This window comes from Streptomyces sp. NPDC050388, from assembly GCF_040655635.1.
Classification (GTDB): domain Bacteria; phylum Actinomycetota; class Actinomycetes; order Streptomycetales; family Streptomycetaceae; genus Streptomyces.
In genome coordinates this window covers 58,915-70,845 of record NZ_JBFAKH010000040.1, presented here as the reverse complement: position 1 = coordinate 70,845, position 11,931 = coordinate 58,915, and the positions used below count along the sequence as shown (strand labels likewise).

Here is an 11,931-nt window from a genome sequence, read left to right as displayed (position 1 = left end):
CTGCTCAGGCTGTTCGGCGGCGGCCCGGTCGGCCTGTCCACGCTGGCCGTCGCGGTGGGCGAGGAACGTGAGACCGTGGAAGAGGTCGCCGAGCCGTTCCTGGTGCGGGAGGGCCTGCTCGCCCGTACCCCGCGCGGCCGGATCGCCACGCCCGCCGCGTGGGAGCACTTCGGCCTCGTGCCGCCGCGTGGCTGACGCAGGCGCACTCATTCTGGGACTCAAAACGGTCATACAGTCTCTTGTCCGTTTTTTATGGATGAAGTGTTGATTTTCCCCTCCGGTCGTGCCTAGCGTGGGATTCCAATCGGTTTCGAACAGGTATTCGAACTGAGGCATCGGCCGTGTGGGTGTACGTCTTGCCGGATGAGGACTGTGTCCTGTCCCTCCCCAAGCCCACCCCGAACCGCCGTCGGATGCGCCAGAGGAGAACGGCGTGAACAGCTTCACCTTCACCCCCGCAACCAAGGAGCAGGCCAAGGCCCGCATCGCGCTCACCGGGCCCACCGGGTCGGGCAAGACCTACAGCGCGCTCGTCATCGGCACCGGGATCGGCGACCGGATCGCCTTGATCGACACCGAGCACGGCAGCGCTTCCAAGTACGCCGACGAGTTCGCTTTCGACACCCTCCCGCTCGTGACGTTCGAGCCCCCCGCGCTCGTCGAGGCGCTCGCGGTGGCAGCCCACGAGGGTTACGACGTCGTGATCGTCGACTCGCTCACGCACTTCTGGTCCGGCTCGGGCGGGATGCTGGAGCAGGTCGACAACGCCGCGAAGCGCGTCGCGGGAGGCAACACCTTCGCCGGCTGGAGGGAGGCCCGCCCCCTGGAGCGGGCGATGATCGACGCCCTGCTCGCCTACCCCGGTCATCTCATCGCCACCATGCGCACCAAGACCGAGTACGTCGTGGAGGCGGACGAGCGCGGGCGCAAGGTGCCGCGCAAGGTCGGGCTCAAGCCCGAGCAGCGAGAGGGAATCGAGTACGAGTTCGACATCGTCGGCGACCTCGATCACGAGAACACCCTGGTGATCTCCAAGTCCCGGGCGAAGCCGCTCGCCGGGCTCGTCGTCCGCAAGCCGGATGCGGCGTTCGCCGAGGCCGTCCTGGAATGGCTCAACGCCGGCAAGCCCACCCCGAGCGCGTCCGACTACCTCACGACCGCCACCGCCCCGCACACCACCTATGAGGAACTCCGCGGCCTTTACGAGGAGGCGCGCCGGCACAACCTGCTCGCCGCCGCCGTTCTGGACCCCGCCGGGGGTTCGACCACGCTGGGCGAGCTCATCGTGCGCCGCGGCACCGAAGCGAGGAAAGAGGCCGAAAAGAGGATCGAGCAGACCGAGGAGACCGAGCAGACCGAGCGGAAGGGTGAGGCAGCGTGAACCTCCGGGACCACGCCACCCGGGTCGTCGTGCTCAGGGTGCTGCGCGACGCGGTGGAGGCCGAGTACCGGGCCGAGCGCCGCGCGGTCCTCGACGGGCTGCGTGCGGCTCGTGCCGAGCTCGCCCTCAAGTCGATGCGGGTGACCCTGCCGGACGACATCCCGATCGCCACCCTCACGCTCATCGATCCCCAGCCGGCGGTCGTGGTCGCCGACGAGGAAGCCTTCACCGCCTGGGTGGCCGCGAACCACCCCGGCGAGGTGGAGACCCAGGTCCGGGTGCGCCCCGCCTGGAAGCGGGAGTTCGTCGGCCGGCTCGCCTGCTTCGACCCGGTCGCCGATCCGCACACCGGCGAGGTGATCCCGGGCCTGGTGGTGGCGCCGGCCTCCGAACCGCGTTCGTTCAGCCTGCGGCCCGTGCCCGGCGGAGCGGAACGGGTCGCCCGGGCCTGGCACACCGGCGAGATCGACCTGCGCCGGCTGCTCGCCCTCGGCGGCGGCGAGACGTGATGACCACCGCCACGGCGCGCTCCGACAGGGATCTGTCCGCCACTCTGTGGTTCCTGATCTCACAAGCCGGTCACCTCGGCTGCGGCCGCTGGAGTCTCGGGAGCGACGGGCGGCTGCGCTGCGCCTGCGGGACCGTCCTGTACCTGTACCGGCAGTCGGCGGACGGGGCGGGAAGCGGGGCACCGGATTCACCCGGGACGCGCCCCCGCGGAAGGGAGGAACGGATGACGCCGACCGAGACCGCAGAGCTCGCCGGCCTGGTCGCGGCGATGTGCCCGTCGATGCATCTGGAGGAGACCGCGACGGACGCCTGGCACCTCCTGCTCGCCGACCTGGACATCGCCGACACGCGGGAGGCCGTGATCCGGCTGGGCCGCAGGCAGTCCCACATCGACGCCGCCGACATCCGCGCCGAGGTGCACACGATCCGGGAGGAGCGGCTCGCCCGCGACCCACTGCCACTCCCGGAAACCGACCCGGACGACCCGCACCGCTACCGCACGGAACTCCTCGCGATCGTGACCGCGATCGCCTCGGGACAGCGCGTCAAGCGGGCCCCCGCCGTCCCGGCCCAGCCACCGCCCGCCCTCGCCGGCCGCTCGAAAAGCGACCTCCGCGTCCACGCCCTCCGCGTGCCCTGCCCCTGGTGCGGGGCTGCCGTCGGCCGTCCCTGCACCGTCCCCCGGCTCGGCATCCCGATGCAGAACGCTCCGGCCCACGCTTCGAGACTGATCGCGGCGGGGCCTGTCGAACGAGAAGAACGAGAAGGGCGAGAAGAACAAGGTGGAGAACAAGGCGAAAAGGGGCCGGGCAGTGAGCCCGAGGACACCCCGGAGCGCCGGCGTTGCCGTCGGGCAGCCGACTTCTCCCGTCCGTTCGTGCGTTAGGAGTACCTCTCATGGTCGGCGAGACCGTCGTCACCGTCGTCGGCAACCTGACCGACGACCCCGAAATCCGCACCACCCCGTCCGGCGACGCGGTCACACACTTCACCGTCGCCTCCACGCCCCGCACCTTCGACCGGCAGAGCAACGAGTGGAAGGACGCCGACACGCTGTTCCTGCGCTGCTCGGCCTGGCGGCAGACGGCGGAACACGTCGCCCAGTCCCTGGCGCGCGGCACCCGCGTCATCGTCCAGGGGCGGCTGCACCAGCGGACGTACGAGACCAGGGAAGGCGAGAAGCGGACCGTCATCGAACTGGAGGCCTTGGAGATCGGCCCCTCCCTGCGCTACGCCGCCGCGACGGTCAGCAGGATTCCGCGCGCGGGCACGCCCGGCGGCACCCTCTTCGACACCGCCCCGTCCACGCCGAACGACGGGCCGGGGGTTCCCGGCGGGGACAAAAGCGCCTCCCGCGAGCACGACAGCCCCACGTTCCCTTTCTGATCCGGGCGAAGAACTGCCGGGTGATCGTCATGAAGGACCTCCCGCCAAGCGGCCAGGCACGGCTCGAGAGCTGGACCCCGGCCGCCGCCATCGGCCTGACCTGCACCGACTGCCACCCCGAATACCGGGAGACCGCCTCCGAAGTCCGGCCGGACAACGGGAGCGAGGCGGCCCGCAGCGAAACCTTGCGGATCGCTGCCGTCCCGCCCTCCCCGGTGACGCGGGGACGGATCGTCGGTGCCGGACGGGGCCTTGAAGGAGTGGACCGAGAACTGCTGTGAACGAACAAGTATCCGATATGTGTGCAGGGGACGCACAGGACTCCCAGGGTGGCGACCATGAAAGAACAGGACCGCGAGCAGGCGCTCGAGATCGCCCTCGCCCAGATCGAGAAGCGGTTCGGCCAGGGCTCGGTCATGCGCCTCGGCGACGATCCCTGGGCTCCCATCGAGGTCATCCCGACCGGCTCCCTCGCCCTCGACGTGGCCCTCGGCGTCGGCGGTCTGCCGCGCGGGCGGGTCGTGGAAATCTACGGCCCGGAGATGAGCGGGAAGACCACCATCGCGCTGCACACCATAGCCAACGTGCAGCGGGTCGGCGGGACCGCGGTGTTCATCGACGCCGAGTACGGCCTCGACATCGAATACGCGAAGAGGCTCGGCGTCGACATCGACAACCTGATCCTGTCCCAGCCGGACACCGGCGAGCAGGCACTGGAGATCGCCGACACGCTGGTCCGCTCCGGCGCCGTCGACCTCATCGTCGTCGACTCCGTCGCGGCGCTGGTGCCGCGCGCGGAGATCGAGGGCGAGATGGGCGACAGCCACGTGGGTCTGCAGGCCCGGCTGATGAGTCAGGCGCTGCGGAAGATCGCCGGTGCGCTCAGCCAGTCGAAGACCACGATGATCTTCATCAACCAGCTCCGCGAGAAGATCGGCGTGATGTTCGGCTCCCCGGAGACCACGACCGGTGGCCGGGCACTGAAGTTCTACGCCTCGGTGCGCCTCGACATCCGCCGCATCGAGACCCTCAAGAGCGGCACCGAGGCGGTCGGCAACCGCACCCGCTGCAAGGTCGTCAAGAACAAGATCGCACCACCCTTCAAGCAGGCCGAGTTCGACATCCTCTACGGCCAGGGCATCAGCCGTGAGGGTGGCCTGATCGACATGGGCATCGAGCACGGCTTCGTCCGCAAGGCCGGCGCCTGGTACACCTACGAGGGCGACCAGCTCGGCCAGGGCAAGGAGAACGCCCGCAACTTCCTCAAGGACAACCCCGACCTCGCCGACGAGATCGAGAAGAAGATCCTGGAGAAGCTCGGTATCGGGGTGCGGCCGGAGGCTCCGGTGGCGGAGCCCGGCACCGACGCCGTCCCCGCCGGCTCCATCGGCCTCACGACGCCGCAGGCCGCGACCACTACGCCGCCGACAACGGCATGGACGTGACCACCGCGCTCAACGTCGCATGGCCGCCGATCATGCCACGCCGGCCTGCCTCGACCAGGATCGAGCGGGTGTCGAGCCCGTGACCTCCGGCCGCCGCCTCGGCGTGGCGCAGGGAGCCGGAGTACACGCCCGCGTACCCGAGGCTCAGCGCCTCCCGGTCCATCCGGACCTCGCGGTCCTGCGGTGGCCGTGCCAGGTCGTCGGCCGCGTCCATCAGCGGGAACGACTCGCAGCCGTGGTGCCGACCCCTCAGGGTGGAACGCGTCCACGGACACGACGCGCTCCAGTTGCCCTCTCGCGTCGGCGGCGTCCTGCCGCTGAACGGCACCGCCGCGGCCGTCTTCGCCGGGGGAGAGACGGCCGCCGCGCTGTCCGTCGCGCGGTTCCGGCGGCGCGCTTCGGGCCCGCCCAGCTCGCCTCCGCGGTCCGCACGCGCACGGCTGCCCCGGGCCTCTCCCGCACCCTGCGCGGCGGCGCGTAGCCGCACGTGCCGCGGCGGGACGCCCGACCGAGGCACGGCCCGCCTCCGTGTGGTCGAATCGTCTGTGGAGGGAAAACGAGAACATGCCGAGAGCATGACGAGATCACGGAGCGGGCCCGGAGCCGACCGTGCGCCGTGCCCGCCTCGCGGTGGCCGGGTTCCGGGCGGTCACCGATGACAGCAGTGCCACCCGTGCCAAGGAGTCACCCATGAGCGCCCGCGCCCCCGTCGTGCCGGCCGGCCTCGACGGCATCCGCACCCACCTCGAGGAGGTCTACCAGGACCTGCACCGGCACCCCGAACTCGGACTGCGGGAACACCGCACCGCGGGGAAGGTGTCCGAGGCCCTGCGCTCGTTCGGCTACGAGGTCACCGGCGTCGGCGGAACCGGGGTGATCGGCGTCCTGGAGAACGGGGACGGCCCGACCGTCATGGCGCGTGCCGACATGGACGCCCTCCCGGTGCGCGAACAGACCGGCCTGCCCTACGCCTCCACCGCGACCGTGACCGCCCCGGACGGCACCGAGCAGCCCGTCATGCACGCCTGCGGACACGACATGCACGTGACCTGCCTGCTGGGCTGCGCGCGGCTGCTGGCCGAGGACCGCGACACCTGGCGGGGCACCTTCGTGGCGCTCTTCCAGCCCTCGGAGGAGAACGGCGACGGAGCCGATGCCATGATCGCCGACGGGCTGACGTCCAGGTCGCCCCGGCCCGACGTGGTACTGGCCCAGCACGTGCTGCCCTATCCGGCCGGATACGTCGGCACCCGCCCCGGGCCGTTCCTGTCGGCGGCCGACAGCCTGCGCATCACCGTCCACGGACGGGGGGCGCACGGTTCCATGCCCCAGGCCGCGGTGGACCCCGTCGTGATGGCCGCGATGATCGTCGTACGTCTGCAGACCGTCGTCTCCCGGGAACTGGCCGCCACGACCCCGGCCGTGGTCACGGTCGGCAGCATCCACGCGGGCACCGGCCCCAACGTCATTCCCGACAGCGCCGTCATCGAGCTCAACGTGCGCACCTACGACGACGCCACGCGCCGCCACGTCCTGGACGCGATCACCCGGATCGTCCGTGCCGAGTGCGCGGCGTCCCGCTCGCCCGAGGAGCCCGAGATCGAGCGGACCACCTCCTTCCCGCCCACCGTCAACGACGAGGCGGCGACCCGTAGGGTCGCCGAGGCGTTCGCCGCGCACTTCGGAAAGGACGCGCACACCATCGACCTGCAGACCGCGAGCGAGGACATGAGTGAGATCCCCGGTGCGTTCGGAGTGCCGTTCACCTACTGGGGCATCGGATGCGTCGACCCCGCCCGCTATGCCGAGGCCGCCCGCAAGGGCACCCTCGACCAGGACATCCCCGTCAACCACAGCCCCGCCTTCGCCCCCCTCGTCCAGCCCACCCTGGACACCGGCGTCCGTGCCCTGACCGTGGCCGCCCTCGCCTGGCTCGGCACCTGAGCCGTCAGTGCCGGCCCGGCCCGCCGCTGCCGAACCCGCCGCTGCCGCCCTCCTCCCAGCGGGGCCGGTCCTGGGAGGTGCCGGTGCGGCTGCCGGAGCTGCCGCCGTGCAGGTCGTGCGGCAGCAGGCGGTCGTCGCTCCGGGGCATCTCGTCGGGCTCCCGGCGTTCACGGGCCTCACGCACCGGGCCCTCCTCGGGCGTCCGGGGCTGTTCATCGGGGTGCGGCCTGGGCGAGTCCCCGCGCCTGACTCGGCGGCTGCCGAGCGTGAACAGGCCGATCAGCAGGCCCACGACCAGCACGGCCACCACCACCAGCCCGATGCCGATGGTGCCGCGGCTCGCGGCGAGATCGGCCGACTCGGCCCCGGAGGCGTGCATCAGGGTGTTCACCGCAGTACTCAACATGGCTCCCGAGTGCCCAGGGCTCGCCCGCCGAACCCTTCGGACGGGCCACGGGGGCGCGCCCCCGTGGGGGCCGCGGTGAGGGACGGACGACGAACCCGGGAGTGCGGCGGGTTTGACCGCCCGCGGCCAGGGCTACCCGCGCGGCGTGACGACGACATCGCAGCAGGAGCTGTTCCGGTTTCTCGAGGACCGTTTCGCCTGTGCGCAGGCGTGCACGGAGTGCGCGCGGGCCTGCGCGGTGCGGGCGAGCCTCGTGGACCCGGACAGCGGCAGGAACCAGGAACTCGTGCGGCGCAGGGGCATCATGTGCGCGGAGGTGTGCGACGCGACGTGCCGTGTGCTGTCCGAGGACAGCCAGGTGGACGAAACGACCATCCGGCTCCAGGTGGAGTGGTGCCGGCAGGTGTGCCTGGAGGGCGCGCACGTCTTCGACGGGCACTCCGGTGCGGAGCGCACGGCCGAGGCGTGCCGGGCCTGCGCGCGTGCCTGCACGGACTTCCTCACCACGTTGAACTGACGGCGAGGACGCTCTCCAAGAAGCGTGTCCCTCGACGGAGCGTGCTCTTCGTCGAGGGGCGTGCTTCATCGGGCGCAGACCTGGTCGGGTCGCCTCGGCGGGATGATCTCCGGGGTTCGCCGGTGCGGCCGGCCCGGCGGACTTGTGAGGTCACCCCTCGGCCTTTTTGTTACCGGGAGTGAGTGGCCGAGGTACTGCTGTGCGTCTCCCCTGAGGAGGAGCTGCTTGGCGGTCAGGCCGAGGAAGTCGGCCTTCTTGACGCCGGCGCCCACGGGGCGTTCGCCGAGTGGGTGGGGGTTCCCGGATCGGGCCCACCCTGTGGACCGGTGCGGACCCAGGACCTCGAGCGCGGGCACCGGAGCGGCGCAGGCGATGCGGGTGGGGGCGTCCTGGGTGAACACCTGGTACCCGCGCGACCTGCGCTCGCCGTTCGGTGGTGCCGACCGTCCGCCTCGACGAGGCGGTGCGCACCGCGGTGCCGATTCCTCAGCTCACGGCGGACACCGAGCTGGGACTCGAGGAGGCCTGCGCCGTGCAGGCCGCCGGGCTCCCGTTTCTCGGGGCGGCAGGGCGCCGGGACCGCCGCCGTACCGGGCGTCCCGGAGGAGGGGCGCGCCGCAAGAGGGGTGGGCACCGTACAAAATCGGGCGAGACATCGCCATACTGGACGGGCCAGGGGAGGGCGCGTTGGACATCGACGGGGGCGGGAGATGGGGGACAGCAGGCTGATCCATGGCCGGTACCGGCTGCTCGATCCGATCGGGCGGGGCGGCATGGGGGAGGTGTGGCGGGCACGCGACGAGTCACTCGGCAGGCAGGTCGCCGTGAAGTGCCTCAAACCACTGAACGCCCACCACGACCATTCCTTCAGCCGGGTACTGCGTGAGCGGTTCCGGCGGGAGGCCCGGGTGGCGGCGTCCCTGCAGCACCGCGGGATCACCGTCGTGCACGACTTCGGCGAGTCCGACGGAGTGCTGTATCTGGTGATGGAGCTGCTGCAGGGACGTGACCTCAGCCGGCTCCTGGAGGACAACAAGCAGCACCCGCTGCCGGTCGACGAGGTCGTGGAGATCGCCGAGCAGGTCGCCGCCGCCCTCGCGTACACCCATGACCAGGGCATCGTGCACCGGGACCTGAAGCCCGCCAACATCGTGCGGATCGCCGACGGCACCGTGAAGATCTGCGACTTCGGCATAGCCCGCCTCGGCCACGACATCGGATTCACGTCCCGGCTGACCGGCACCGGCGTCGCGATGGGCACGCCGCACTACATGTCGCCGGAGCAGATCAGCGGCACCGAGGTCGACCGGCGCAGCGACCTGTACTCCTTCGGCTGCGTGCTCTACGAGATCGCCACCGGGGTGCCCCCCTTCGACCTCGACGACGCGTGGGCGATCCTCGTCGGCCACCGTGACACCCCGCCCCGGCCGCCGCGCGGCCACCGCGCCGAACTGCCCGAGCGGCTGGAGCGGATCATCCTCGACCTGCTGGCCAAGGAACCGGGCCGGCGCCCCGACAGCGCACGCGAACTGGCCCGCCGGATCGGCGCACTGCGGGCCGCGCCGGCGCGGCTGCCGGTGCCGGCCGCGGTGACGGCCTGGCCGGAGCCCGCGGGCCCGACCGGTGCGGGCGAACGTGTGGCTCTGCCGCCCCCGGCGGCCCCGGCGCCCGAGCCGGTGGCGGGTGCGCCGCGGCTGCCGTCCTGGACCCGCGGCATGACCGGCGGCCGCAAGGCGGTCGCCGCCGGAGCGCGCACCGCGCCCCCGGATCCGGCGGCCGGGCTGTCCGGCGAGTGGATCGCCCGCCCCGCGACCGGCCGTGCCGAGCCGCCCCCGCAGGAGGAGCGGCCCGTCCCGTCGCCGGAGGCCCTGACCGCCCTGGCCGGACGGCACAACGCGGGCCTGAGCCTCGGCCGCCTCGACCGCTGGACGGAGGCGGGGGAGGTGCACCGCGCGGTCGCCGCGGAACGCGAACACCTCCTCGGCCCGGACCACCCCGACACCCTCGCCAGCCGCTACGAGGTCGCCTTCACCCTCAGCCGCACCGGCCGCGCCGCCGACGCGCTGCGCGCGTACAAGCACGTGGCCGAGGCCCGTATCCGCGCGCTCGGGTCCGACCACCCCGACACCCTGGCCGCCCGTCAGGAAATGGCGTACGTCATGGCCCAGTTGGGCCGGCCCTTCGACGCCCACCAGGTCTATCTGTCGGTGCTCTCCGCCCGCGAGCGCACCATGGGGGCCGAGCATCCCGACACCCTGCGCTGCCGGCACAACCTCGCCTTCAACCTCTCCAGGCTCGGCCGCCTGGAGGACTCGTACAGCATGGCGTGCGAAGTGGCCGCCGCCCGCGCCCGGGTGCTCGGCCCCGACCATCCGGACACCCTGGTCACCCGTTATGAAGTCGCCTACACGCTCGGGCAGTTGGGTCGGTGGGCGGAGGCTCTGGAGACCTACCGCGAGGTCGCCGGAGCCCGCGCGCGGGTCCTCGGCCCGGACCACCCCGACACGCTCGCCGCCCGCTACGAGACCGGCATCGGCCTGGGCCGGCTCGGTCACACCGCCCAGGCCCTCGACCTCTACCGCGGCCTGGTCGACGACCGCACCCGGGTCCAGGGCCCCGCTCATCCCGAGACCCTGCGCGCCCGGCACGGTCTGGGCGTCAACCTCGGCCGGCTCGGCCGCTGGGCGGAGGCCCTCGCCGAGTCCCGGGCGGTGTGCGCCCTGCGTGAGGGGGTGCTCGGCGCCGACCATCCGGACACCCTGGTCAGCCGCCGCGAGGTCGCCGTCGGTCTGGGCTGGCTGGGCCGCTGGGCGGAAGCGCTCACCGAGTACCGCAGGGTGGCCGTCGGCCGGGAACGCGTCCTCGGCGCGGACCACCCCGACACCCTCGCCGCCCGCGACGACGAGGCCCGCTGCCTGGAGCAGCTCGGCCACGGCGCCGCGGCCGCCGCGTTGCACCGCGAGGTGGCGGGACTGCGACGGCGGCGGGCCGCGGGCGGAGCCTGACGGCACGGCGGGGCGGCGCGACGCCGTGGCGCGACGCCGTGGCCGAGGGAGCCCGCTGCCTGGTCGGCGCGGATCCGCACGTGCTACGAAGAACCACTTGACTTCCTCCCCCCGCCTAGCGGTAGGGGGTTCCAGCGGTCGCCCGCCGGGGTTCCTGCTTCACCGACGACCGCCCCGTCCGGGAGGACTCCCGTTGAGGTCTTACACCGTCTCCACAGGCAGACGCCGCCAGCCCGGCGGCCAGAATGTTGCGTGCCGCGTTCACATCGCGGTCATGCACGGTGCCGCAGCCGCACGTCCACTCGCGGACGTTCAGCGGCAGCTTCTCGCGGACCGTGCCGCAGGCCCCGCACAGCTTCGAGCTGGGGAACCAGCGGTCGACCATGACGAGTTCGCGCCCGTACCAGGCGCACTTGTATTCCAGCATCATGCGCAGGTCCGTCCAGGCGGCGTCCGAGAGGGCGCGCGCGAGCCTGCCGTTCTTCATCAGGTTGCGGACCGTGAGGTCCTCGATCACGACCGTTTGGTTCTCACGGACGAGACGAGTCGACAGCTTGTGCAGGAAGTCCCGGCGCCGGTCGGCGATCCGCGCGTGCACGCGGGCCACCTTCCGCCGGGCCTTGGCCCGGTTGGCCGAGCCCTTCGCCTTCCGGGACAGCTCCCGCTGCGCCTTGGCCAGCCGGGCGCGGTCGCGGCGCTCGTGCCGGGGGTTGGCGATCTTCTCCCCGGTGGACAGGGTCACCAGGGAGGTGATCCCGGCATCCAGACCGACCGCCGCGTCCGTGGCGGGGGCCGGGGCGATGGTGTCCTCGACGAGCATCGAGACGAACCAGCGGCCCGCGCTGTCGCGGGAGACGGTCACCGTCGTGGGCTCCGCCCCCTGTGGGAGGGGGCGCGACCAGCGGATGTCCAGGGGCTCCGTCATCTTGGCCAGTGTCAGCTTCCCGTCGCGCCATGCAAAGGCGCTGCGGGTGTACTCGGCCGACGCGCGGGACTTCTTCCGGCTCTTGTAGCGCGGGTACTTGGCCCGCTTGGCGAAGAAGTTCGCGAACGCCGTCTGAAGGTGGCGGAGCGCCTGCTGGAGCGGGACGGAGGACACCTCAGCCAGGAAGGCGAGTTCTCCGGTCTTCTTCCACTCCGTCAGCGCGGCGGACGACTGCACGTAGGAGATCCGACGCTGCTCGCCGTACCAGGCCCGGGTGCGCTCCTCCAGCGCCTTGTTGTACACGAGGCGGACGCAGCCGAACGTGCGCGACAGCTCAGCCGTCTGCTCGTCCGTGGGGTAGAAGCGGTACTTGAACGCCCGCTTGACCTGCCGCGCCATGACTCACATTCTA

12 protein-coding genes and 3 pseudogenes are annotated in these 11,931 nt (G+C 72.0%); 12 read left to right on the top strand and 3 right to left on the bottom strand.

Features of this window, described 5'->3' with window-relative positions:
* The 7 genes from AB0I73_RS23195 to recA form a co-directional block, all read left to right on the top strand.
* On the top strand, positions 1–195 hold a 195-nt coding region (locus AB0I73_RS23195), incomplete at its 5' end, for a Holliday junction DNA helicase RuvB C-terminal domain-containing protein (RefSeq protein WP_363040214.1).
* Positions 196–433: 238 nt separating this feature from the next.
* A complete protein-coding gene (locus tag AB0I73_RS23190; RefSeq protein ID WP_363040212.1) occupies positions 434–1,381 on the top strand; it encodes an ATP-binding protein in 948 nt (315 codons plus the stop codon).
* Positions 1,378–1,890 (top strand): hypothetical protein, encoded by a 513-nt coding sequence (locus tag AB0I73_RS23185; protein ID WP_363040210.1) that lies wholly within the window; start codon positions 1,378–1,380, stop codon positions 1,888–1,890. The genes AB0I73_RS23190 and AB0I73_RS23185 overlap by 4 nt, the downstream gene beginning before the upstream one ends.
* Before the next feature lie 224 nt (positions 1,891–2,114).
* Positions 2,115–2,777 (top strand): hypothetical protein, encoded by a 663-nt coding sequence (locus AB0I73_RS23180; RefSeq protein WP_363040208.1) that lies wholly within the window; start codon positions 2,115–2,117, stop codon positions 2,775–2,777.
* Between the two features lie 11 nt (positions 2,778–2,788).
* Positions 2,789–3,277, top strand: a complete 489-nt coding sequence (locus AB0I73_RS23175; protein ID WP_363040206.1) for a single-stranded DNA-binding protein — start codon at positions 2,789–2,791, stop codon at positions 3,275–3,277.
* A gap of 20 nt (positions 3,278–3,297) precedes the next feature.
* On the top strand, positions 3,298–3,558 hold the full coding sequence (locus AB0I73_RS23170; RefSeq protein WP_363040204.1) for a hypothetical protein: 261 nt from the start codon (positions 3,298–3,300) through the stop codon (positions 3,556–3,558).
* A 57-nt stretch (positions 3,559–3,615) separates the two neighbouring features.
* Entirely contained in the window at positions 3,616–4,722 is a 1,107-nt protein-coding gene (gene recA / locus AB0I73_RS23165; RefSeq protein ID WP_363040202.1) for a recombinase RecA, read from the top strand.
* On the opposite strand, the pseudogene AB0I73_RS23160 reads toward recA, so the two are convergent.
* Positions 4,694–4,960 (bottom strand): annotated as a pseudogene (locus AB0I73_RS23160) (4-hydroxy-2-oxovalerate aldolase); the annotation flags it as partial. The gene recA and the pseudogene AB0I73_RS23160 overlap by 29 nt on opposite strands.
* 10 nt (positions 4,961–4,970) lie before the next feature.
* Here AB0I73_RS23160 and AB0I73_RS23155 point away from each other — a divergent pair.
* A pseudogene (locus AB0I73_RS23155) lies at positions 4,971–5,203 on the top strand (hypothetical protein); the annotation flags it as partial.
* Between the two features lie 209 nt (positions 5,204–5,412).
* The gene (locus AB0I73_RS23150; protein ID WP_363040200.1) at positions 5,413–6,666 is read left to right on the top strand and encodes a M20 family metallopeptidase; all 1,254 of its coding nucleotides are present in this window, start codon (positions 5,413–5,415) and stop codon (positions 6,664–6,666) included.
* A gap of 4 nt (positions 6,667–6,670) precedes the next feature.
* On the opposite strand, the gene AB0I73_RS23145 is transcribed toward AB0I73_RS23150, so the two are convergent.
* On the bottom strand, positions 6,671–7,045 hold the full coding sequence (locus AB0I73_RS23145) for a DUF6479 family protein (protein ID WP_363040220.1): 375 nt from the start codon (positions 7,043–7,045) through the stop codon (positions 6,671–6,673).
* Between the two features lie 172 nt (positions 7,046–7,217).
* Between AB0I73_RS23145 and AB0I73_RS23140 the strand changes: the two genes are divergently transcribed.
* The 3 genes and pseudogenes from AB0I73_RS23140 (at position 7,218) to AB0I73_RS23130 (ending at position 10,594) form a co-directional block, all read left to right on the top strand.
* Positions 7,218–7,589 (top strand): ferredoxin, encoded by a 372-nt coding sequence (locus tag AB0I73_RS23140; protein WP_363040198.1) that lies wholly within the window; start codon positions 7,218–7,220, stop codon positions 7,587–7,589.
* A 326-nt stretch (positions 7,590–7,915) separates the two neighbouring features.
* Positions 7,916–8,027, top strand: a pseudogene (locus AB0I73_RS23135) (aldehyde dehydrogenase family protein); the annotation flags it as partial.
* A gap of 272 nt (positions 8,028–8,299) precedes the next feature.
* Positions 8,300–10,594, top strand: a complete 2,295-nt coding sequence (locus AB0I73_RS23130; protein WP_363040196.1) for a tetratricopeptide repeat protein — start codon at positions 8,300–8,302, stop codon at positions 10,592–10,594.
* A 115-nt stretch (positions 10,595–10,709) separates the two neighbouring features.
* On the opposite strand, the gene AB0I73_RS23125 is transcribed toward AB0I73_RS23130, so the two are convergent.
* Positions 10,710–11,918, bottom strand: a complete 1,209-nt coding sequence (locus tag AB0I73_RS23125; protein WP_363040194.1) for an RNA-guided endonuclease TnpB family protein — start codon at positions 11,916–11,918, stop codon at positions 10,710–10,712.
* Positions 11,919–11,931: the final 13 nt, after the last annotated feature.